Origin of the sequence: Xanthomonas sp. NCPPB 1754, assembly GCF_041475725.2 — a bacterium.
GTDB classification, from domain to species: domain Bacteria; phylum Pseudomonadota; class Gammaproteobacteria; order Xanthomonadales; family Xanthomonadaceae; genus Xanthomonas; species Xanthomonas euvesicatoria.
Genome location: NZ_CM192982.1, coordinates 2,185,226 through 2,209,547 on the forward strand (window position 1 = coordinate 2,185,226; position 24,322 = coordinate 2,209,547).

13 protein-coding genes are annotated in these 24,322 nt (G+C 64.6%); all 13 read right to left on the reverse strand.

The annotated features are described in order from the left end of the window. Window positions 1–209: 209 nt before the first annotated feature. The 13 genes from ACCQ15_RS09690 to ACCQ15_RS09750 all read right to left on the reverse strand — a co-directional run bounded on the left by ACCQ15_RS09690 (window position 210) and on the right by ACCQ15_RS09750 (window position 24,151). On the reverse strand, window positions 210–2,498 hold the full coding sequence (locus ACCQ15_RS09690; protein WP_031422456.1) for a sensor domain-containing protein: 2,289 nt from the start codon (window positions 2,496–2,498) through the stop codon (window positions 210–212). A 78-nt stretch (window positions 2,499–2,576) separates the two neighbouring features. Next, complete coding sequence (locus ACCQ15_RS09695; protein WP_003486327.1) at window positions 2,577–3,653, reverse strand: protein-glutamate methylesterase/protein-glutamine glutaminase; 1,077 nt, start codon at window positions 3,651–3,653, stop codon at window positions 2,577–2,579. Beyond that, window positions 3,650–4,246 (reverse strand): chemoreceptor glutamine deamidase CheD, encoded by a 597-nt coding sequence (gene cheD, locus ACCQ15_RS09700; RefSeq protein WP_003486330.1) that lies wholly within the window; start codon window positions 4,244–4,246, stop codon window positions 3,650–3,652. The genes ACCQ15_RS09695 and cheD overlap by 4 nt, the downstream gene beginning before the upstream one ends. Before the next feature lie 2 nt (window positions 4,247–4,248). Continuing rightward, complete coding sequence (locus ACCQ15_RS09705; RefSeq protein ID WP_372381452.1) at window positions 4,249–5,109, reverse strand: CheR family methyltransferase; 861 nt, start codon at window positions 5,107–5,109, stop codon at window positions 4,249–4,251. A 242-nt stretch (window positions 5,110–5,351) separates the two neighbouring features. After that, window positions 5,352–7,733: a methyl-accepting chemotaxis protein gene (locus ACCQ15_RS09710; protein ID WP_057680744.1), complete on the reverse strand. Its 2,382-nt coding sequence runs from the start codon at window positions 7,731–7,733 to the stop codon at window positions 5,352–5,354. 83 nt (window positions 7,734–7,816) lie between these two features. After that, window positions 7,817–8,200 carry a hypothetical protein gene (locus tag ACCQ15_RS09715; protein ID WP_003486337.1) on the reverse strand — a complete coding sequence of 128 codons (384 nt, stop codon included), beginning with the start codon at window positions 8,198–8,200 and terminating at the stop codon, window positions 7,817–7,819. A 452-nt stretch (window positions 8,201–8,652) separates the two neighbouring features. Further along, on the reverse strand, window positions 8,653–9,135 hold the full coding sequence (locus ACCQ15_RS09720) for a chemotaxis protein CheW (RefSeq protein WP_003486339.1): 483 nt from the start codon (window positions 9,133–9,135) through the stop codon (window positions 8,653–8,655). Window positions 9,136–9,270: 135 nt separating this feature from the next. Continuing rightward, window positions 9,271–10,056, reverse strand: coding sequence for a flagellar brake protein (locus tag ACCQ15_RS09725; protein WP_008571502.1), 786 nt, complete (start codon window positions 10,054–10,056; stop codon window positions 9,271–9,273). A 620-nt stretch (window positions 10,057–10,676) separates the two neighbouring features. Next, the gene (locus ACCQ15_RS09730; protein WP_372381453.1) at window positions 10,677–13,346 is read right to left on the reverse strand and encodes a methyl-accepting chemotaxis protein; all 2,670 of its coding nucleotides are present in this window, start codon (window positions 13,344–13,346) and stop codon (window positions 10,677–10,679) included. A 649-nt stretch (window positions 13,347–13,995) separates the two neighbouring features. Beyond that, window positions 13,996–16,257: a methyl-accepting chemotaxis protein gene (locus tag ACCQ15_RS09735; protein ID WP_372357065.1), complete on the reverse strand. Its 2,262-nt coding sequence runs from the start codon at window positions 16,255–16,257 to the stop codon at window positions 13,996–13,998. A 207-nt stretch (window positions 16,258–16,464) separates the two neighbouring features. After that, complete coding sequence (locus ACCQ15_RS09740; protein ID WP_209260819.1) at window positions 16,465–18,726, reverse strand: methyl-accepting chemotaxis protein; 2,262 nt, start codon at window positions 18,724–18,726, stop codon at window positions 16,465–16,467. A 584-nt stretch (window positions 18,727–19,310) separates the two neighbouring features. Beyond that, window positions 19,311–21,785, reverse strand: coding sequence for a methyl-accepting chemotaxis protein (locus ACCQ15_RS09745; RefSeq protein WP_372381454.1), 2,475 nt, complete (start codon window positions 21,783–21,785; stop codon window positions 19,311–19,313). 107 nt (window positions 21,786–21,892) lie between these two features. After that, complete coding sequence (locus tag ACCQ15_RS09750; RefSeq protein ID WP_372381455.1) at window positions 21,893–24,151, reverse strand: methyl-accepting chemotaxis protein; 2,259 nt, start codon at window positions 24,149–24,151, stop codon at window positions 21,893–21,895. Between the last annotated feature and the right edge of the window lie 171 nt (window positions 24,152–24,322).

Sequence of the window (24,322 nt, forward strand, 5' to 3'; positions counted from 1 at the left end):
GCGGATGCGGGTACGGCGTCGGCGCGATGCGTGGTTGGCCTTACCCTCACCCCACTCCCTCCCGCGGGGAGAGGGGCTTAAAGCCCTCTTTCGTAGGGAAGGGCTTGCAGCGCTGCTCTTCTGCAGGAGGAGGCTCATGACTTGCCACGCCATGGCCCGCCTTTCCTGGCTGGAAGGAAGTTCAAAGCGGTGATCGTTCGACGGTTGCGTTATGACGGTTGCGCGCCCAGCCAGGCTTCCAGTGCCTGGGCCGGTAGCGGCCGCGAGAACAGATAGCCCTGAAGCACCTCGCAACCCAGGTCGGCGAGGAACAGGCGCTGCGCTTCGTTTTCCACACCTTCGGCGACCACGTGCTTGCGCAGGTGCTCGCCGATGCGCAGCACCGAGGTGGTGAGCGCGCGCGCGTCTTCGCTGTGTTCGATATCGCGGACGAAGCTCATGTCCAGTTTGAGTTCGTCGATCGGCAGGCGATGCAAGTGGCTCAGGCTGGAATAGCCAGTGCCGAAATCGTCCAGCGACAGCGAGATGCCGGCTTCGCGAATGGCGTGCAGGTTTTCCAGCACGCCCGGTTGCCCGGACAGCATCACGCTTTCGGTCAATTCCAGGGTCAGATCGGACGGCTGCACGCCCAGTTCGGCGATCAGCTGCAGCAGGTCGGGAAGCATGCGCGGGCTTTCGAAGCCGCTTGCCGACAGATTTACCGACACGCGCGCCACCGGCACGCCACGCTGGCGCCAGTCCGCGACCTGTTCGCAGGCACGTCGCAGTACCCAGGCGTTGAGCTGCGGCATCATGCCTTGCTCTTCAGCCACCGGCAGAAACCGCGCCGGCGATACCGCGCCCAGTTGCGGATGATTCCAGCGCAGCAGCGCTTCCACACCATACAGGGCATGCGGCGCGGCGCTGTGCATCTGCGGCTGGTAGTGCAGCTGCAATTGATCGCGGCCAATGGCCTGGCGCAGCTCGGCCTCCAAGGCCACGCGTTCCTGCGCCATGCGGTTCATGTCGGAACTGAAAAAGCGGAAGCGCCCACCGCCTTCCTTCTTGGCGCGATTCATCGCCAAGTCGGCATGGCGCAGCAGGATGTTGATGTCGTGGCCATCCTCGGGAAACATCGCCACGCCGATACTGGCCGAGGGATGCACGGTCATATGGCCAACCGGCAGCGGACTGGCGATGCTGACCAACAAACGCTCGGCGGCGGCGCTGGCCTGCTCTGCGCTGCATTGCGGCAGCGCGAGCGCGAACTCGTCGCCGGATAGCCGCGCCAGCATCGCTGTGGCGGTGATCTGGTCGTTGACGCGCAAGGCGATATCGCGCAGCAGGCCATCGCCTGCGGCGTGCCCCTGGCTATCGTTGATGAGCTTGAAGCGATCGATGTTGATGAACATCAACGCGGCCGGTTCGCCGGCGTATTCGGCCTGGGTCAGTGCCTGCTCGGCACGCGCGCTGAACATGATGCGGTTGGGAAGGCCCGTGAGCGTGTCGTAGAACGCCAGTTGATGCACGCGCTGGCGGATCTGCTCGCGTTCCAGCGCCAATGTGCACAGCTGCTGGCACAAATCGGTGAGCCGCATATGCCAGGCATCGGCACGTTGCGGCTTGCGGTAATACAGCGCGAAGGTGCCGAGCACGCGCGCGCTGTTGGAGCGGATCGGCGTGCTCCAGCAGGCGCGCAGGCCCCAAGGCAATAGCGTGTCGCGATACGCCTCGAACAATGGGTCGGTGGCGATGTCTTCCACCATCACCGCGCGACCGCGCCAGGCCGCGGTGCCGCAGGCGCCGGTGCCCGGGCCGATCTTCAAGCCGTTGACTGCGTCGGCGTATTCGGGCGGCAGGCTGGGCGCAGCCAGCGAATGCAGGCGACCTTGATTGTCCGCACTCATCACCGTGGCCAGCACATCCGGTGCGATGCGTTCGACCTCGGTGCAAATCAGCGTCATCACCTCGATCAACGGGCGTTCCTGCACCAGGGCCTCCAGCACGCGGTGCTGCAACACCTCGTGCATCTTGGTGTCGGTGATGTCGGTCAGTACCGCCACGTAATGCGAGGGAGCGTGGTTGGCGTCGTAGATCGGGTTGAAGTTCAGCGAGATCCACAGCGGCGTGCCGTCCTTGCGATAGACCAGCAGGTCGGCACGGGTGTGCTGCAAGGCATCGGCGCGATCGCGAACGCGAGCGACCTCGCTTTGGTCGCTTTGCGCGCGGGTCAGGACATCGGAGGGACGCAGACCGACCAGCTCGGCTTCGGTGTAGCCGAACATGCGCTGGAAGCCGTCGTTGGCGTACAGCAGGCGCGATTGCAGGTCGCAGATGAGAATGGCGCTGCTGCTGCCATCCAGGGCTTCGGCGAGCAGACGCGCGCGGCGTTGGTCGGGCTGTTCGCCGGCCTTGGCCATGCCGGCGGTGACCGGGCCGGGCCTGATCTGGCCCGTGCCTGGGGCGTTGGCATGGATCGGCTCAGCCGTCAGCGGGGTGCGGTCCATCGCTGCATCCACGCCAGCGCCCACCGCGCTTCCCGGTGCCGGAGGAAGCGTTGGGTTGGTCGGGTGCGAGGGATGCGCGGCCATGCCGGATCAGCGCGCCTGCGCCGACAATGCGAGCAAGCGCTCGGCCACGCGGTCCAGCGGCACCACTTCCTGCGCGGCGCCAAGTTTGTACGCGGCACCGGGCATGCCCCAGACCACGCTGCTGGCTTCGTCCTGCACCAGCGTCGGCGCGCCGGCCTGCAGCATTTCCAGCAGGCCGCGTGCGCCGTCGTCGCCCATGCCGGTGAGGATGGCGCCCACCGCATTCGGGCCGGCATTGGCGGCAACAGAACGAAACAGCACGTCCACTGCCGGCTTGTGGCGATTGACCGGCGGGCCATCGTCGATGCGGCAGCGCCAGCGCGCACCGTCGCGAATGATGCGCAGATGCTGGCCGCCCGGCGGCAGATACGCATGGCCAGGCAGGATGGCCTCGCCATCGGTGGCTTCGCGTACCGACATGGCCGAGTGGCGGTTGAGGCGCTCGGCGAATGCGGTGCTGAAGCTGGCAGGCAGATGCTGGGTCATCACCACCGCGGGCGCATCGGCGGGCATGTGTTCGAGCACCACGCGCAGCGCTTCGGTACCACCGGCGGAGGCGCCGATGGCGATCAAGCGGTCGGTCGTGCGAAAGCGCAGCGCGCTGCCGGCCACCGGTGCCGATTGCATATCCAGCGTGACTTTGGGCGCGCTCGGACGATTGAGTGCGCTGACCTTGGCTTTGGCGGCCATCTTGACCTTGCTGACGATCTCTTCGGCGTAGCCTTCCAACCCGCGTGCGACGTCGATCTTGGGCTTGGACACGAAGTCCACGGCGCCCAGCGACAGGGCCTGCAAGGTGGTGTCGGCACCGCGCTCGGTCAGCGATGAAATCATCACCACCGGGGTAGGGCGCAGGCGCATCAGGTTTTCCAGAAATACCAGGCCGTCCATGCGCGGCATTTCCACATCTAGCGTGATGACGTCCGGATTGAGGCGCTTGATCTTTTCGCGCGCCAGCAACGGGTCGGCGGCCGAGCCGACCACTTCGATGCCGGCGTCGCGCGATAAAATCTCGGTGAGCATCTGACGCACGACCGCCGAATCGTCGACGATCAATACACGCACAGGGGTTTCCAGCGTCATTCGAACAACTCCACTCCACCGGTAACCGGTGCTTTGGACAGACGGGCGCGCACGGCCGATTCGGTGGCGGCGACTTCGGCTTCGTGTGCGTGCGGCAAGCGCTGCACGACGACGCGGCCAGTGGTCGCGAAGAACCACACCTTGCGCGGATGGATGCCACACAGATCTTCAGCGATGATGGGAATATGTTCGGCCTGCAGGTACTGGCGCACGAACTCGGCGTTGCGGGTGCCGACCGGGTTGCTGGTGAAGCCCTTCAGCACGTTGGCGCCACCGAAGACCTTGGCTTCGATGCGTTTGCGGTGCGCGCCGCGCTTGAGCATGTCGTTGATCAGCAACTCCATGGCATAGCTGCCGTAGCGCGTGGGCGCTCCGTCGCCGACCTGGCCTTCGGGCAACAGAAAGTGGTTCATGCCGCCGATCTTGAGCACCGGGTCGCGCAGGCAGGCTGCAACGCACGATCCCAAGGTGGTCGTCAACGCGGTGTCGTCGTCCACCACCAGGTATTGGGTGGGCAGCAGTTTGGCGGCAATGGTCTGGAACCGCGAATCGCGGTAGCGCATGACGTCGTCGACTTGCACGGCAGTACTCATGCTCAGGCTCCTGCGCGCGGTGCGCGCCGATACAGCGTGCGCCCGCACGGCTGGATCAGATCGGCCGCGTGCAGGTAGTTCTCCGAGTGCCCGGTGTAGAGCAGGCCGTCCTCGCCCATGTGGCTGACCAGGCGCGACAGGATGCCGCGCTGGGTGGGCTTGTCGAAGTAGATCATCACGTTGCGGCAGAACAGTGCCGCATACGGACCGCCGACGTCGTAACGCGGTGCCAGCAGATTCAACTGGCGGTATTCGGTGAGCTGGCGCAGCGCTGGAATGACCCGGCATTTGCCTTCATTGGGGCCGCTGCCGCGCTGGAAGTACTTGCGCTTGATCGCTGCATCCAGCGAGGCGACACGGTCGATGGCATAGACACCGCGCGAGGCGGTTTCCAGTACCTGCGTGTCGACGTCGGTGGCGACGATGCTCACCGGCGGGGTCAGCGTGCCGAAGGCTTCGCAGGCGGTGATGGCGATGGAGTAGGGCTCCTCGCCGGTGGAGGCGGCGCACGACCAGATCTTCAACGGCGCCTGCGAGGCGCGCTTTTGCAGTTCTTCGCGCAGCTTGTCGAAATGGTGCGGCTCGCGGAAGAACGAGGTCAGGTTGGTGGTCAGCGCATTGGTGAATGCCTGCCACTCTTCTTCATCGTTGCCGGCTTCGAGCTGGTCGAGGTAGTCGCGGAACGAGCGCAGGCCGAGCACGCGCAGACGACGCGACAAGCGGCCATACACCATGTCGCGCTTGGCCGGCGCCAGTGCGATGCCGACACGCTGGTAGATCAGGTCGCAGACACGCTTGAAGTCGCGGTCGCCGAAATCAAATTCGCGTGTGTCTGAAGCGGAAGTCGTTGTCGTCATATCCATACGCGTCGTGAGCTATAACTGGATATCGGCCACGGAGCCGCGCAACTGAAGCGCCAATGCGTGGATTGGGCGCGGTTGGGCTCGCTAGCTCGTCCGATGGGGACGGCGGCTGGCGATGGGCGCACAGAGGCAAAGATGCCCCATCGGCGTGCTGCCGCAGCGTACGCGGGGATCAACGCAGGTGCCTGTCCCAAATGCACAACGCCCCGGCAGTGCCGGGGCGTTGTGGTGACAGCGGTGAATCAGAACTCTTGCCAGTTACCGTCGGCCAGTGCGGCCTGGGATTTGGCTGGCCGCGACGCGCTTGCTGCTGCGCGTGCCACCGGCTTGGCGGCGCTCTTCACTGCAACCGGGCGCGAGGCGATCGGCCGGACGCGTGCGCTTTGTGGCGCCTGCGTAGCCGAGTCGTCCAGCTTGAACACCGACACCGCTTCGGCCAGATGACCTGCCTGCTCTTCCATCGAGCGGGCGGCAGCAGTGGCTTCTTCCACCAGCGCAGCGTTTTGCTGGGTGGTTTCGTCCATCTGGGTGATGGTCTGGTTGACCTGCTCGATGCCGGACGACTGCTCCTGCGAAGCGGCAGAGATCTCGCCCATGATGTCGGTCACGCGCTGCACGCTGGCCACGATGTCGGCCATGGTGGCGCCAGCCTTGCGCACCAGTGCCGAGCCTTCGGCCACCTTGTGCACGGAGTCGTCGATCAGGCCCTTGATCTCCTTGGCCGCACCGGCCGAACGCTGTGCCAGCGTGCGCACCTCGGAGGCGACCACAGCAAAACCGCGACCCTGTTCGCCGGCACGCGCTGCTTCCACCGCTGCATTCAACGCCAGGATATTGGTCTGGAACGCGATGCCGTCGATGACGCTGATGATGTCGGCGATCTTCTTGGACGAGGCTTCGATGCCGGACATGGTGGTGACAACTTGCGACACCACTTCACCGCCTTGCGAAGCCACGCCGGTGGCGCCGATGGCAAGCTGGTTGGCCTGACGGGCGCTTTCGGCGTTCTGCTTGACGGTGGAGGTGAGCTCCTCCATGGAGGCGGCGGTTTCTTCCAGATTGGCGGCCTGCTGCTCGGTACGGTGCGACAGGTCGCTGTTGCCCGAAGCGATTTCGCCAGCGGCCGAATTGATCGCAGTGGACGACATCTTGATGCGCCCGACGATGTCGGCCAGCTGCTCGGCGGTGGCATTGGCATCGTCACGCATCTGCGCGAACACGCCGCTGAACTCACCATGCATGCGCACGGTCAGGTCGCCACGCGATAGCGCGGACAGCAGGGTCGAAATCTGTTCCAGGCTGCCGGCATTGGCATCCAGCAAGCCGTTGAGCTGCTGCGCCAGCTGCAGGAAGAAGCCCTGCTTGCCGTCGGTTTCCACACGCCCGCTCATGTCGCCACTGGCGGCAGCGCGCACGATGCGGGCCACTTCTTCTTCCACCTGCACTTCGATGGTGCGGTCGCGCCATTCGCAGACTTCGCCGCTGGTCTCGCCCTGTTCGTTCTTGATGGAGGTGACGGTCTGCGCCAGCACCACTTCGCCGAAACGCTCTTCGAAGCTGGTGACGCCATCGCGTTCCAGTGCGGCAATGGCCTTGCGCACGGTCGCATCCGACAAACCCAGGTAGCTGATGTGCTGGCCGATGACCTTGCTTGCGTCGAATTCGGGCGATGCCAGGCGGATGCTGCTTTCGTACTGCGCCACGATCTTCTTGAAGGCGTCGTTGGCGTAGATCATCACGCGCTCTGGATCGGTGATGAAGGTGCCGGTCGAGGACTTGTCCAGCGCGGTGCGGATGCGCAGGTTTTCGTCGGCAATCTCCTGGTCGCGTTCAATGCGTTCCTTCAGGTCGCGCTGCATGCGCTGCATGGAGCGCATCAACTCGCCCACTTCGTCCTGGCCCTGTACGTTGATCTGGCCGTCCAGCTTGCCGCCGGCAATTTCGGTGGCCGTGGTGACCGCGCCGCGCATGCTCTTGACGATGGAACGGGCGAACAGGAAGGCCAGGCCCAGGCCGCCGGCGATGCCGATCAACAACACCACCAGGGTCAGCGTGACGGAGGTAGCGTGGACCTTTTCGGCCTTGGTCTTGGCCGCCTGCGCGAGCAGGTTGTCTTCGGCAATCAAGGCAGCCAGCGAATCCTTGGCCTTGTTGTGCAGGGTACGGGTCTCGCCGACGAAGGTGTCGATGGCGTCGTCGGGCAGATTCAGCTCCATCATTTCGTCGACGCTGGCATAGGAGGCCGATGCCTTCTTCCAGTCCGCCACGAACACGTCGAACAGCTTCTTCTGTTGCGGGCTTTCGATCAGACGCGGGTAGCCCTTGATGGTGGCTTCGATCTCGCCATTGAGCTTCTTGGCGCGGACCTTGGCTTCCTGCTTGACCGAATCGCTGGCGCGCACCAGGTTCTGGTAGGCCGCATTCCGGTATTCGCCGAGCATGCCGCGCAGATCGCCCGCCTCGCGCACGCTGGACATGGTGTTGCCGGCCAGGTCGCGGGTGACGTTATTGAGCGAAGCCAGGCCCGAATAGGCGATGACGCCCTGGACGAGCATGATCAGCAGCACGATGCCGAACGCCAGCATCAGCTTGGGCATCAGTTTCAGATTGTTGATCCATTGCATTGACACGATTCCCCGTAGAAGTCAGTCCGCATAGCCGCAACAGCACATCGCCACGCGCGAGGGCGTGGCGATGTGCGAGGCGATTACTTGATGGTGGCGAGCTTCAGGCTGGCCGGGGAGCTGACTTCGATTTCGGCGCGCGAACTGTCGCGCTGGATCTTGCCGAGGACGCAGACGTCCTTGCCTTCGAGCGTTTCGGGGGCGAAGCTGAACTTGCCGCGGTTGGCGCCGTCGATGCGTGCGGAGAAGGTGTGGCGCGGGAACATGCCGCCCATGTACAGGAAGGTGGGTTCGCCTTCCGAGCTCTGCGCGTACTTGGCCTTTTCGACCTTGCCGCACACCATGCCGTCCTTGCCGACGAAGCGCGTCGCCATTTCCGGCGGAATCATTTCCTGCGACTGGGCCGACAGCGTGGGAGCAACGATCACGAGAGCAGCGACGGGGAGGAGCGAGAGCAGGAACTTCATTGGGATTCTCCAGAAATCAAAAGTCGAACGGTGACCCGTTGTGTGGACGCGGGCTTCATTCAGCTATCGGCTAACCGCCGTTCAACTTGAATCCGGAAAACGTGATTTTTATCTCATTTCCATCGAGTGGTGCGTCGCGTGTCGGGAGCTTCCTGACACGCGATCGTCGTAAATGCGATTGCACAAAAGCGTTGCGGCCGCCGGAGCGGTGCAGTGGGTGCAGGGTGCCACCGCATACGCTGAAAAGCGGCTACCGAACGGAGCGAATCAGCCAACAGTGGCGAGGGGCGCAGAAGCCGGAGTGCACATGTGCGACATCGGGATTCGGAGCGCCGACCACGCGCGTTCTGGCGGCCTGGCAGTCGTTTGGTAGCCGCTTGTCGTACATGGCGGCTCCTGCATTCCTCTACACCTCTCCGGCGACCGCAGGCGAGGCAACGCAGCCGTTTGAATCAGGCGGCTTCTTCCACCAGCTGCTGACCCAGCTCGGTGCTGTCCAGCAGGGTTTCGATATCCAGCAGGATCAACATGCGATCGTCCTGGGTGCCGATACCGGAGATGAAACGGGTGTCGACCGACGCACCGAATTCGGGGGTAGGACGGATCTGGTCGTCGTTGAGCGGAATCACGTCGGACACGCTGTCCACGACGATGCCGACCACGCGGTCCTCGACGTTGAGCACGATCATCACGGTGAAAGCGTCGTAGCGCGCTTCTTTCAGGCGCAGCTTCAGGCGCAGGTCGATCACCGGCACGATGGTGCCGCGCAGGTTGATCACGCCCTTGATGTAGTCCGGCGCGTCGGGCAGACGCGTGACCGAATCGTAGCCGCGGATTTCCTGCACCTTCAGGATATCCACGCCGTAGTGTTCTTCGCCCAAAGCGAAGCTGAGGAATTCACCACCTGTGCCGGTGGCAGTGCTTTTATCGTTCATGGAAACTCCGGGCGTTGCGGCTAAGTGTCGGGTTGAGGCAGGACTGCGGCAGCAGAGACGGATGCGGGATGCCCTAGCAACATCGGCGGGGTAGGCGGCAACTTTAGGTGCCGGCCCCGCGTGGTACGCGAGGGTTCAGAACACGCCGCTCTTGCGCGCATTGCGCTGGCGGTCGACACGGAAAATGTAGCGCTGGATGGTTTCGTCGGCGCCGCGCGGCAGGTCGCTGAACTGCATGCCGATCCGGAAGCCTTCGCTGCCGTTGGGCAGGGCCTGCTTGTGCTGGCTGCACACGGTCAGCGGCAGCGTGATCGGGGCGGTGTCGGGCAATTGCAGGATGCAGTTGCGGTAGGTGCGTTGCAATTCGAGCAAGGGCATCCCGTCGGTGAGGGACACCGCCAGGCCGCCGCTGCTGATGTCGATCACGCGCAGCTGCAGGTTGAACTCGTTTCCCTGCGCCGCTTCCTGGCGGATGGTGCAGACGGGCGAATCGGTGATCGGCGTTTCCAGCCGGTACGATTCGCGCCGCTGCATGTGGTACATCGCGGCAGGCAGGTCGACGCGGAAGGCGACGTGGATATCGCGCTCGATCCGTTCGGCCTTTTCCAGGCGGAAGCGGATGTTCACCCGTTCCAGTTGGGCGTAGCACAGCAGGTATTTGGCGCCCTCGATGGCGCGGTTGGAGGCATCGTTATGGCTGCCGTCCAGGATCACGCAGTCGTCGTCTTCGTCCACTTCCAGCACGGCGGTGGGCACGGCCATGTCGCGGCCAGCCACATGCATGGTCACGATGGCGCGTTGGTCGAGCAGCTGGCGCAGCAATCCACGGATCTGCCGCTTGTTGCGCAGCAGGTAGCGCTCGTCACCTTCGACGAGGTGATCGGCGTCGTGGTCCAGCTCTGAGGTATCGCCTTGGGACATGGGCACAAGCACAGTAGAAGCGGGAAGGCGCCTGGCGGGTTGTCCCGGCGTCGCCTTGATATCGGCGGCAAAGCCAAATCTTTAAGGCGGCCGACCAAACTCTATGCCGATCGGTGGCCAGGCGCAGCCGCGATGGTCTGTGTGCAGCGCGTTCAGCCAAGCAAGCGCCAAGGTCTGGCGCGAGGTCTTCGCTCTTCAATACGCCACCAGCGAACTAGCGGGTTAGGCACCGCGCCTTCAATGTCTTTGTGTTGGCTGCAGGGTCCTTGCCCGCCCACCATCGCAGGACACGCTGCAAGTGCGTCCCTAAGCTCCGTGGCGGCATCCATGCCGCCAAGGGTCCCGCGACGTTGGGCGGGCAAGGACCAGTCGCGTTGGTCGATGTGCAGGGTTTCAACACCGCAACCAGCAACCACAAGCCGCGCGAAGCGGTGTCCTAACACTTCAGCACCGCCACCGGAAAACTGTCTGGCGCGGTGTCCTTGCCGGTTGCCGGACCGTTGGCGGCATGGATGCCGCCATCGAGCCGCCATGGACGGTTTTATGGCATGTCCCGCGGGCGGTGAGGGCAGCGCGCCCTCGATGCTGTGATCTGGCTGCAATGAATCGTCGTTGCCGTCTCAGCTGTAGGCATGGCGTGCGTTGGACAGCAGGGTGCTCAGGCGGTCCTGTGGCTCCAGGCGGAACACTGCCACCGCATCCACCAACTGTGCGGCCTGGTCTTCCATCGAGCGCGCGGCGGCAGTGGCTTCTTCCACCAGCGCGGCGTTCTGCTGGGTGGTTTCGTCCATCTGGGTGACGGTCTGGTTGACCTGGGTGATGCCTGCGGCCTGCTCGCGCGAAGCGCTGGTGATTTCGCCCATGATGTCGGTGACGCGCTGTACCGAGGTCACCACCTGCTGCATGGTGCTGCCGGCTTCGGAAGCCAGTGCCGCGCCGTTGCCGATGCGGGTGACCGAGTCTTCGATCAGGTGCTTGATCTCCTTGGCCGCGCCGGCCGAGCGCTGTGCCAACGTGCGGACCTCCGAGGCCACCACAGCAAAGCCACGACCCTGCTCGCCGGCACGCGCCGCTTCCACCGCCGCGTTCAAGGCCAGGATATTGGTCTGGAAGGCGATGCCGTCGATCACGCTGATGATCTCGGCAATCTTTTTCGACGAGGCGTCGATATCGGCCATGGTGGTGACCACGCGGTTCACCACATCGCCGCCCTTTGCCGCCACACCGGCAGCATCCAGCACCAGGCGATTGGCCTGGTCGGCGTTGTCGGCGTTCTGCTTGACGGTGGCGGTGAGCTCTTCCATGGAGGCTGCGGTTTCTTCCAGCGCGGCCGCTTGCTGTTCGGTGCGACGCGACAGGTCGCCGTTGCCGGTGGCGATTTCGGTGGCGGCCGAATTGATCGTCAGCGACGAGTCCTTGATGCGGCGCACGATACCGGCCAACTGGTCGGCGGTGGCGTTGGCGTCGTCGCGGATGGTGGCGAAGACGCCCTGCAGCGCGCCGTCCATGCGTGCGGTCAGGTCGCCTTGCGACAGCGACGAGAGCAGGGCGGAGACGCGCGACAGACCGTCTGCGTTGTTGTCCAGCAGCGTGTTGAGCTGTTGGGCCAGCAGCAACAGGAAGCCCTGCTTGCCGCGCACGTCGATCCGCTCGCTGAGGTCGCCGGCCGCGGCGGCTTCCACCACGTGCGCGACTTCCTGTTCCACCTGCACTTCCTGGGTACGGTCGCTCGATTCGACCACATAGCCCATGCGCTCGCCGGTGGCAGCCACGACCGGGCTGACCACTTCGTGCACGATGCGGCCGCCGATTTCGACCTGTGCGGTGTGCGTACTCTTGAGTTGATCCAGCAGGCGTGCCTGCTCGGGATTGCGATGGAACTGGTCGATGCGGGTATTGCCCAGTGCAGCGGCATCGAAGTTGGGAAGATCGTGCCGCAGGACGTCCTGCATCTCCGACAGCATGCGCTGCAGCGGGCGATTGACGTAAATGATGCGGCGCTCGGCGTCGGCGATCATCACATTGGTGCTGACGTCGTCCAAGGCGGTGCGCACGCGCAGTGCTTCGCTGGCGATCAGGTGGTCGCGTTCCAGGCGCGCGCGCAGGTCATCGCGCATGGTGCGCGCGTTGAGCAGCAGGCGACCGAGTTCGTCATGCCGGTCGATGTCAATCGCGTTGTCCAGGCGGCCGGCCGCCACGTCGCCAAGCACGCGTTCCACTGCCAGCAGCGGGCGGGTGACCATCTTGCGCGCGGCGATGAACACCACCGCGATGCACAGTGCCAGCACCACCAGCGAGAACAGCAGCATGCTGCCCATCAGCGCGTCCAGCGGGCCGTCGATGGCACTGCGCGGCTGCGCGCCAATCACTGCCCACTGCCACGGCGCGTAGCGCTGTGCGGTGACTTCGAAGGCCTGGCTGGCGCCCTTGCCATCGCGCAGCTGCAGGTTGGCGCTGGGCTGCTTGCCGTCCAGCACTGCCTGCAACAGGGCCTGCTGTTCGGCCGGCACCAGTGCCGCTAATGTGGCCGGGGTGCCCGGCGGAGCCGCGATGATCTGGCCCTGGTGATCGCCCGGCGCCATGTCGGCAATGACGAAATAGCCGTCCTGGCCCAGTTTGGTGGTGCTGACCTGGGCCTTGAGCGCGGCCAGGCCTTGGGTGTAGTTGCGCCCGACGAACAGCGCGCCAATGACCTCGCCGGCGGCATCGCGCAGCGGCTGGTAATGGGTCATGTACTGCTCGCCGAACAGCTGCGCCTGGCCGGTGAAGCTCTTGCCTTGCGACAGGGCGGCGTAGGCCTTGCCCTTGCGATCGAGCAGGGTGCCGATGACGCGTTCGTTCTGCTTGTTACGCAGCGAGGTGGTGATGCGCACGAAGTCGTCGCCGGTACGGGCGAAGATCGTGGCAACGCCGCCGGTCGCCTTGGCAAAGCGGTCCACGGCGTCGAAATTGAGATTCAATGCCTGCTTGCCGGCACGCAGCGAGGGGGTGTTCTGCTCGCCGATGGTGACCGTGCTGGCGCTATCGAGTTCGCGCGCGCCGGTGGGGAGCATGTCGTCGAACACGCTGCCCAGACGCTGGGTGCCTTCGCTGAGCGTGACGTCGTACATCGCCACCGACTGCTGCATCAGTCGGGTGCTGGAGCGCAGCTCGGCCTTGACCTGCGATTCGATATCGCCAGCGGACTGGCGATAGATGGTCAGGGCCAGCAGCCCCAGCGAAATGGCGATGACCAGCGTGAGCAGTGCGGAGAGCCGCGTACCGACCGAGAGGCGCTTGAAGGAATGCATGAGGAATCGACCTTGCCCGGGGGAGGGCGTTACGAATGCGTGAGCTTGGTAGCGGCCGTTTATGCTCGAAATTGATTGTTCCCGTTGAAATCAGCACAAAATTAGGCATTCCATTCAGCATTCGCTGGCTGAAAGCGGTTTCACATCGTCCACCTTGTCACCGACGATTGTAAATTTTGGGTGAAACCAAAAGTGTCCTTGAGGGAGGCGACGGGCCGCATACGGCGGGCGAAATGGCGCGTTGCGGCCGCCCGTCCGAGCAACATCCTGGGCAACCAATGCGAGGGTTGCGCAGTCGCCAGGCGGTTATGGCCGGAGCCGGAATTGGCTCACATCCTCGGTTGCTACGCACCGCTTCGCCTGAAGAGCGCTGGTGCGGTCTGTCGGTCTTACTCCGGGATGGCAGCAAAAAAAAAGGGCCGCTTCCCCTCGCAAGGGAAGCGGCCCACAAGATCTGCGGAGCGCGGATCAAAGGCTCTCGAAACGTCTGTGTTGCTGGACAACGGTGTTGCGTGAAACGCGCATCGGCAGCTGCGACCGGTTGACGATGAGTACGGCGGCCGAATGCACCACCGCGACTAAAAACGATCCCGCTGGCGGTGCCGGTCGCCCGCCACTGCCGGCGACCGGTGGGCTCCGGCGCCGTCGCTTAAAACTCCTGCCAATTGCCATCGCCAACGGTCGACGTGGTTGCACTCACTGCCACGCGCCGCGGTGTCGCCGCGACCACGGCGGCACGTGCAGCCGGGCGCGTCGCCGGCCGCTGGTGGCTCACGGCGCTGGCGATGGCTGACAACTTGCGTGCCACCGGTGCGTTCGCATCGACCTTGAAGACCGCCACCGCTTCGGTGAGTTGCTGTGCCTGTTCTTCCATCGCGCGCGCGGCGGCAGTGGCTTCTTCCACCAGGGCAGCGTTCTGTTGGGTGGCCTCATCCATCTGCGTGACGGTGAGGTTGACCTGTTCGATGCCGGCCGACTGCTCCTGCGAGGCAGCGGAAATTTCGCCCATGATGTCGGTGACGCGCTGCACCGATGAGACGATTTCGGCCATGGTGCGGCCCGCCTGGTCCACCAGCTGCGAGCCGTCGGTGACGCGCTGCACCGAGTCGCCGATCAGGTCCTTGATCTCCTTGGCGGCGGCTGAGGAACGCTGCGCCAGCGTACGCACTTCACTGGCCACCACGGCAAAGCCGCGGCCCTGCTCGCCGGCACGTGCCGCTTCCACCGCCGCATTCAAGGCCAGGATATTGGTCTGGAACGCGATGCCGTCGATGACGGAGATGATGTCGGCGATCTTCTTCGACGAGGCCTGGATGCCCGCCATGGTGTCCACGACCTTGCCGACGACCTCGCCGCCTTGCGACGCCACGCTGGCCGCACCGATCGCCAGTTGATTGGCCTGGCGTGCGCCCTCGGCATTCTGCTTGACGGTAGAGGTGAGCTCTTCCATCGAGGCAGCGGTTTCTTCCAGGTTGGCGGCCTGCTGTTCGGTACGTTGCGACAGGTCGTTGTTGCCGGCGGCAATTTCGCTGGCAGCCGCATTGATCGAGACCGCCGAGGTCTGGATGTGCCCGACGATACCGGCCAGTTGCGTCACCGTGGCATTGGCATCGTCGCGCATCTGCGCAAACACACCCTGGAATTGGCCATCCATGCGCGCAGTGAGATCGCCCGCAGCAATGGCCTGCAACATGCCCGACAACGCTTGCAGGCTGCCATCGGCAGTGGCCATCAGCTGATTGAGGCTCTCGACCATGATGCGGAAGTCGAACTGGAACTGCACTGCGTCGCCGCGAGCACTGAAGTCGCCGGCCGCGGCGGCCTGTGCCAGCTGCTTGATCTGCCGATTCATCGCGGCCAGGTTGTGTTTGACCTGCGCCATGGTCTCGGTGAGTTTGGCCTGTTCGCCGGGCAGGGCGTCCATGTCGTCGCTGAGGTCGCCGATCGCATAGCGGCCCATGATCTGCGCCAGGCGCGCGGTGACCTGGATGTGGCTGTCGACCAGCGCATTGGTGTCGCCGGCCATGCGGCCGTAGTCACCGGGGAACACGCCGGCATCCATGCGGAAGCTCACCTGGCCCGCATCGTGGCGCTTGGCCATGTCCAGCTGGGCGGTAATGAGGTTGCGCACCTGCGACTGCATCTTGTCCATGGCCTGCAGCAGACGCCCGGTTTCGTCGCTGGCATCGCTATGCACGGCGTTATCGAGCCTGCCCTCGGCAATCGCTTCGGCAGCGCGGGTGGCGCGGCTCAGCGGCCGGGTGAGGCTGCGGGTGATCAGCAAGCCCAGGGTGCCGCTCAGCAATACCACCATCAGCGAACCGCCCACCAGCAACTTGCGCGAATCGTCCATGGACTGCAATGCCACTTCGGCTGCTTCGGAGGCGAGCTTGTCCTGAAGGGCAATGTTCTCGCCGATCTTGTCCTGCCATTTCTGCATCGCCGGTGCGGCCTGGGTAAGCATCAGCGGCAATGCTTGATCGCTGTGGCCAGACATCACCAGGTCGACGACCTGGTTGTTCAAGTCGCGCACCGGCTGCCCGAGGCGGTCGATCTCGGTACGGATGCCGATGCCCTGCGGCGAAGACGGGATGGCATACAGCGCATCGTGCGCCTTCGCGTAGTCGGCGCGCGCCTGCTTGATGGATTCGATGAATTTCAGATTGTCTTCGTTGCTGGTCGGCAACACGACATTGCGTAGCTCCGCGGCGATGACGTAGTTGGCATTCATCATGTCGTTGGAGAGGCGGATCTTGGTCATGTTCTGGTGCACCAGGGCATCCACCAGCGCACGTGCAGAGGTCAGCCCGCGATAGCCGATGAAGGCGATGAACCCGGACAGCAGGATCAGCACGGTGAAGGCGGCAGCCAGGCGCGGCCCGACATTGAAACGCAGCAGAAGAGAGTTCATGGAATCGCTCGGCTCTAAAAGGTGGAATGCGGTTGCGCTGACAGGCTGGAAAAACGCATTGCGCTCACGTTGCTTGTCGCCAAAGCAGCGTTATCGGCGCTGCCTGCAATCGATTGAGTGAGCTCGAAAGCTTGATACAGCTGGTTCTCAGGAATAAACACGGCAGTCGTTCGCAACCGACTGCCGTGCGTGACGCTGCCTTTGCGATCAGAACTCCTGCCAATCGCCCAGCTCTGCGGCCGATGTGGCGTTGCCCGCAGGACTGCGACGTGGCGATGCGGCCGCCGGGGTGACGCGTGCTGCCGGGCGCGGCGCGAAGCGGGCATTGGCCGGTGCGCTGGCAATGGCCGACAACCGACGTGCCACCGGTGCATGCGCAGCCACCTTGAAGACCGCCACCGCTTCTGTCAGCTGCTGCGCCTGTTCTTCCATTGCGCGTGCGGCGGCGGTGGCTTCTTCCACCAATGCGGCGTTCTGCTGGGTGGTTTCGTCCATCTGGGTCACGGTCTGGTTGACCTGCTCGATACCCGCATACTGTTCCTGCGAAGCCGAGGAGATCTCGCCCATGATGTTGGTGACGCGCTGCACGCTGGCGACGATCTCGGCCATGGTGGTACCGGCCTGATCGACCAGGGTTGCGCCTTGCGTGACCTTTTCGACCGAGTCGTCGATCAGGTGCTTGATCTCCTTGGCAGCACCGGCCGAACGCTGCGCCAGCGTGCGCACCTCGGAGGCGACCACGGCGAAGCCGCGACCCTGTTCGCCGGCGCGCGCCGCTTCCACCGCCGCATTCAAGGCCAGGATATTGGTCTGGAATGCGATGCCGTCGATGACGCTGATGATCTCGGCGATCTTCCTGGACGAGCCCTGGATGTCGGACATGGTGGTGACCACCTTGGCCACCACATCGCCGCCTTGCGAGGCCACCGCAGCGGCGCCGATGGCGAGCTGGTTGGCCTGGCTGGCGTGCTCGGCGTTCTGCTTGACGGTGGAGGTGAGCTCTTCCATCGAGGCGGCGGTTTCTTCCAGGTTGGCGGCCTGCTGTTCGGTACGCTGCGACAGATCCTGGTTACCGGAAGCGATTTCGCCCGAGGCCAGGCCGATCGCGTCGGCTGCGATCTGGATGCGGCCGACGATGCTGGCCAGTTGTTCGGCGGTGGCATTGGCGTCGTCGCGCATCTGCGCGAACACGCCCTGGTATTGGCCACTCATGCGCGCGGTGAGGTCGCCGGCAGCGATCGACTGCAACAAGCCGGAGAGCGATTGCAGGTTGCCGTCGGCGGTGGCCATCAAGGTGTTGAGGCTTTCCACCATGATGCGGAAATCGAACTGGAACTGCTCGGCATTGCCACGCGCGGTGAAGTCGCCGTTGGCCGCAGCCTGCGCCAGCTGCTTGATTTCGGTGTTCATGGTCGACAGGTTGTGCTTGACCTGGTTCATTGCCGCGGTGATGGCCGCCTTCTCGCCGGGCAACTGCTGCATGTCTTCGGACAGGTCGCCGATGGCATAACGCTCGATCAGATGGATGGTCTGCATCTTCACCTTGATGTGCGCGGCCACCAATTCGTTGGTGTCATTGGCCATGCGGCCGAAATCGCCCGGGAACGCGCCGGCATCCATGCGGAAGCTGATCTGGCCTTCTTCATGGCGCTTGGCCATGCCCAGCTGTGCGGCAATCAGATTGCGCAGCTGGCCCTGCATGTTGTCCATGGCATGCAACAGGCGGCCGGTCTCGTCGTTGGAGTTCGCGCTGACGTCGTTGTCCAGGTTGCCTTGGGCAATGGCTTCGGCCGCGCGCGTGGCGCGCGTCAGCGGAACCACCAGGCTGCGGGTGATCAGCCATGCCAGCAAACCGCTGATCAGCACCACCGCCAGGCCGCCACCAATCAACATGGCACGCCCGCGGGCCATCGCCGTGGTGGCCAGCGCATTGGCTTCCTGGGCGCGTTGGCGCTGCAGCGCCGAATACTCCAGCAGCGCGTCCTGCCATGCCTGCGTGGCCGGTGCGGCACGCTGCAACAGCAAGGGCATCGCTTCGTCGGTTTTGCCGGCCAGGTCCAGGTCGATCACCTGCTGGTTGAGCGCGCGGGCGGCCTGGTTGTTGGCATCGATCCTCTCACGTAGCGCCTGAGCTACAGGCGTTGCCGAGAAGGTGTAGAGCTTGTCGTGTGCTTCCTTGTAGATGCGGCGCTGCTCTTGGATGATCGCCACGAAGTGTTGATTTTCTTCGTCTGGCGTCGGCAATACGATGTTGCGCAGCTGCACGGCAATGACCGACACCGCGTTGTTCATTTCCTGCAGCCGCTGGACGATCACCATGTTGCGATTAGCGAGCGTATCCAGGCTTTGGCGCGCCTGCGCCAGCGTATACAGGCCAGCGACGACCAGGGCGCAGGACAGCAGGATCAGCGTGCCGAAGGCGAAGCCCAGGCGCTTGCCGACGTTGTAGCGTTGAAGAAGAGCAATCATGTTGGGATCTCGAGGGCGATGGGCAGGAAAGGGGCAGTGCGCAGGGCGGGGAGGCGTACTGGGTACGCTGGTGGCGCCGATGCGGGCATGCGTCGAACCGATCCATCGAGCGTTGCGACATCAAAAGGTCGCAACGCCAGCGATTGCAGGGCAGGTACACGTGCTTGAGGTTGGTAACGGCGCCCTGTCGGTGCTGCTGAACTCGCTAGCCCGGACGCGTATGGGTTGGCGTCACCGAGGTGAGCCTGGTGTGCACAACCGCCTGGAAATGCCTGTCAAACGGGGCATTCCTGGGGCTCTGAAAGATCGCGCCTTCACTTCCTGCTCACAGGCCTGACAGCCCATCAGGCGTCTGGATCCAGGGCGGTTTGGCATGTGTGGCTTGGATCTGCGCTCGCGCAGGGCCGCTCGACGCATGCGCGCTGGCAATAGCGCTCTGCCGATCGCACTGGGCGAAGCGCGTGCGCGTTGATGATGTGCGGCCGTTGCGCCGGTGCCTGACCGATGCAGGCAGCGGGCAGTGAAAGGTGGGACGCAGGCCTGCGCGCAGCGTCCCAGGGGCCGATCGACCGCCAGGCGTTGCCTCAGGCAGCGTGGCCCAGGCGACGATGCGCAGACCCGGCCTGCAACTGGAACACCGAGACCGCATCGCGCAATTGCTGCGCCTGTTCTTCCATCGACCGGGCGGCGGCGGTGGCTTGTTCCACCAGCGCGGCGTTCTGCTGGGTGGCCTGGTCCATCTGCGCGACGGTCTGGCCAACCTGTTCGATGCCTTGCGACTGCTGCTGCGAGGCCTCGCTGATCTCATGCATGATGGTGGTGACGTTCTGCACCGAATCGACGATGTCCTGCATGGTGCGACCGGCCTGGCCCACCAGCTGGCTGCCGTGTTCGACGCGGCTGACCGAGTCCTCGATCAGGTGCTTGATCTCTTTTGCCGCACCGGCCGAGCGTTGCGCCAGCGTGCGCACTTCACTGGCCACCACCGCAAAGCCACGGCCTTGTTCGCCCGCGCGTGCCGCTTCCACCGCCGCGTTCAAGGCCAGGATATTGGTCTGGAAGGCGATGCCGTCGATGACGCCGATGATGTCGGCGATCTTCTTGGATGCAGTCTGGATGCCGGCCATGGTGCCCACCACCTCACCCACCACCGCACCGCCTTGCGAGGCGACCGTGGCCGCACCGACCACCAGCTGGTTTGCGCGGCGCGCATGCTCGGCGTTGTTGCGCACGGTGGAGGTGAGTTCTTCCATCGAGGCAGCGGTTTCCTCCAGATTGGCCGCTTGCTGTTCGGTGCGCTGCGACAGGTCCTGATTGCCGGTGGCAATTTCGCTGGCGGCATCGTTGATGGCATTGGTGGACTGCTGGATGCGCCCGACGATATTGGCCAGCTGGGTCACGGTGGTATTGGCGTCGTCGCGCATGCGCGCGAACACGCCATGGAAATCGCCGTGCATGCGGGCGGTGAGGTCGCCCGCCGCAATCGCCTGCAACACCGTCGAGAGCGCGTGCAGATTCGCATCGGCGGTGGCCATCAAGTGATTGAGGCTGTCCACCATCGCGCGGAAATCGTACTGGAAGCGCTGTGCGTCGCCGCGTACGCTGAAATCGCCATTGGCTGCGGCCTGCGCAAGCAGCTTGATCTGGCTGTTCATCGCCGACAGGTTGGCCTTGACGGTATTCATGGTGTCGGTGAGCACGGCCTTTTCGCCAGGCAGGCGCTCCATGTCCTGGCTCAGGTCGCCGATGGCATAGCGCGACATGATCTGCGCAAGCTTCATCTTGACCGCAATGTGCGAGCCCACCAGCGCGTTGGTGTCGTGCACCATGGTGGCGTAGGCACCGGGGAAACTGTCTGCCTGCATGCGGTAGCTGATCTGGCCGGCATCGTGGCGCTGCGCCATTTCGCTTTGCGCGCTGAGCACGCGCTGCAGTTGCCCTTGCATCTGGCGCATGGTGTCGAGCAATTGACCGGTTTCGTCGCGGCCGGCGGCACTGACCTGATCGTCCAGCCGACCCTGCGCGATATTGGCGGCCACCGTCGCGGCACGGCGCACATTGCGGGTCAGGCGCGACAAGGTGTACCAGCACAGCGCGGCGATCAGCAGCGCCAGCACCGACAGGCCGGCGATCGCTTGCCACATCGCGTTGCGTGCGTCGACCAGGTGACGTTCGGATTGCCGCTGCAGCGCTTGCAGGGACACGTTGCTGAGTTCGCGCATGGTCTGGCCCAGCGCATCGAGTGCGGCATTCCACTGTGCGTCTGCCTTGGCATCGTTGCCGTCCAGGGCGGACCCCAGTGCGGCCAGTGCGGCGCTTGCCTGGGTCGCTTCGGCCTTGGCGGCATCGGCCAGCGCGGGGTCGGGCTGTTCCAACAAGCCCATCGCCTTGTCCAGCTCATGGCGGAAACGCACATGGTTTCGGTCAAGTTGATCGAGCTGCTCGCGCAGCATGGCGCGGCTGTCGCCCGCCTGCGAGGGGTCGCTGGCGGCGTCCAGACGGGTTAGCGATTCGGTGGTCTCGGGGCTGTAGATCAGCGTGGACACCACCAGGTGGTAGCTCTCGATGTACGGGGTGTAGACCAGCTGGCTGTCGTCGCGCAATGCATCGAGCGCGGCGAAGGCCTGCTCGCTCACGGCGGCGTAGCCTTCTGCGGCGGCACCGGCAACATGGCGCTGCTGCAAGGCCAGCAATTGCTTCTGGCTGCGTTCGAAGCCGGGCATGCCGGCCGTGGTGGCGAGCAGCTGGGCGAGATCGCGCTCGGCGCGCTGCGCGGCGTCTTTGGCGGCGCTGCCGCTATCCACATGGGCTGCGTGCAGGTCGGTGATCAGGCCCAGCATTTGGCCAAGCGGCGCGTAGCTGCGCAATTCGTTGCTACTGATGGCGACGCTTTCATTGAGCTTGCCGCTATAGAGCAGCACCGGAATGACCAGCCCCACCAACGCAAGCACGCCGATGATGCCGAGTTTCCTGGCGATGGCCAGGTCGTCCCAACGGCTGGTCCAGCGGCGTGGCGAAGCGGGAACGGTCTGCGGCGACAGGGTGGGTGAGGTGGTCATTGTTGCGTCTCATGGATGTAAGCAGGCTATCGGCTAAGGAGGTGTACGCCTTTAACGGATCAGCAGCGCTGCCGACCCGTCCGGTTCAGTCAGTGCTGGCGATCTGTTCAGAACTCCTGCCAGCTGCTGTCGTTGCTGGGCGCAGCGACGACGGCGCGCAGCGTGGCGGCAGGGGCGCGGCCGGCTGCCGCCGCCCTGGCCGAAAGCGCGGGCGCTGCTGTCGGGCGTCGTGAGGCTGCACGCGATGCCTGCGATGCATCACTGCTGTCGGTCTTGAAGACCGCCACGGCCTCGGTCAATCCGAGCGCCTGTTCTTCCAGCGCGCGTGCGGCGGCAGTGGCTTCTTCCACCAGCGCGGCGTTCTGCTGGGTGGTTTCGTCCATCTGGGTCACCGTCTGGTTGACCTGCTCGATGCCGGCCGACTGCTCCTGCGAGGCCGCGGAGATCTCGCCCATGATGTCGGTGACGCGCTGCACGCTGGTCACGATTTCGGCCATGGTGGTGCCGGCGCTGTGCACCAGCAGCGAGCCTTCGGCCACGCGCTGCACCGAATCGTCGATCAGGCTCTTGATCTCCTTGGCCGCTGCGGTGGAGCGCTGCGCAAGCGTACGCACTTCGCTGGCCACCACGGCAAAGCCGCGGCCTTGTTCGCCAGCGCGCGCCGCTTCCACCGCGGCGTTGAGCGCCAGGATATTGGTCTGGAACGAGATGCCATCGATGACGCTGATGATGTCGGCGATCTTCCTGGACGAAGACTCGATCCCGCTCATGGTCTGGACCACCTTGCTGGCGATCTCCCCGCCCTGCGACGCAACGCGGGCGGCGCCGATGGCGAGCTGGTTGGCCTGGCGTGCGCTTTCGGCGTTCTGCTTGACGGTGGAGGTGAGCTCTTCCATCGAGGCCGCGGTTTCTTCCAGGTTGGCGGCCTGTTGTTCGGTACGCTGCGACAGATCCTGGTTGCCGGCGGCGATTTCGCCGGTGGCCGCGCTGATGCTGCCGGCCGCGCCCTGGATCCGCACCACGATGCGCGTGAGCTGTTCGGTGGTGGCGTTGGCGTCGTCGCGCATCTTGGCGAACACGCCGTGGAAGTTGCCGTGCATGCGGGCGGTGAGATCGCCGGCGGCGATCGATTGCAACAGTGCCGACAAGCTGCCCAGGCTGGTGTCGCTGACCTCCATCATCGCGTTGAGGTCCTGCACCATGCGCAGGAAATCGTGCTCGAACCGCTGCGCATCGCCGCGTGCGCTGAAGTCGCCGGCAGCCGCCGCGCTGGCCAGGCGCTTGATCTCGGTGTTGATCGCCAGCAGGCTGGCTTTGGCCGCATCCATCGATTCGTGCAGCACCGCGCGGCTGCCTGGCAGGCGCCGTGCATCGCGGCGCAGATCGCCGCGTGCGTATTCGTTGAGCACTTCGATGGCATCGACGATGGCGTCCAGGTGCTCGAACATCATCGTGTTGATGCCCTTGCTCAGTTCGCCATACACGCCGGGGAAGTCCTGCGGCATGCGGTGGCTGATGTCCTTGTCGGCGTGCAGCGCGATCATTCGCGTGGTTTCGCCGGAGAAACGCTGCAACTGCGTCTGCATCCTGGCCATGGCGCTGAGCAGCCGGCCCGGCTCGTCGGTGGCGGTGGTGTGCACGTCGCTGTCCAGGCGACCTTCGGCGATGGCCTCGGCGGCACGGGTGGCACGGGTGGCACGGCTCAACGGCTGGGTCAGGCTGCGGGTGATCCACCAGGCCAGCAGGCTGCTGACCAAGATCACCGCAAGGCCGCCGGCGATCAGCAATGCCCGGCCACGATCCATCGCGGTGTTTGCATCGGCATAGGCCGCCGCGCCACGGCTGCGCTGGCGTGCGGCATATGCATTGAGCGCGTCCTGCCATTGCTGGTTTGCCGGTGCGGCCTGCTGCATCAGCGCCCTGAGCGCCTGGTCGGGCTTGCCGTTCATGCCTAGGTCCAGCACCTGCTGATTGGCGACACGCGCCTTTTCGCGGGCAAGATCGATTTGCCGACGCATTGCCGCACCATTGGCGTCGGACGGCGGGATGGCGTACAGCTTGTCGTGGATGTCGCTGTAGTACTGCCGCTGCTGCTCGACGATTTTTGCGAAGCCGATGTTCTCTTCCTGCGTGGTCGGCAGCACGATGTTGCGCAGGTTGACGGCAATGTCCGCACTGGCGCTGCGCATCTCGCCGACATATTCCAGGATCGTCATGTTGCGCTTGACGATCGAATCCATGCGCCCGCGCGCTTGCGCCAAGGTCATCAGGCCCGCGACCACCAGGCCGCAGGACAACAGGATCAGAAAGCCGAACGCTGCGGAAAGGCGGGTACCGACGTTATAGCGTTGGAGAAAGCCGATCATGAAACATACCTGCCGGGAAGGAGGAGAGGGAGGCGCTTGGAGGCAACGGCGGCGGCCTCGCGATCACGGTCGGCACCCCCTGCAAGCTAGGGCGGCCGCATGACGCCTGGCGCTGGCGCTGCTGGCGTGCGTCGGCTCCGTCCCGATTGCAGGGCAGGTAGCGGCGACCTG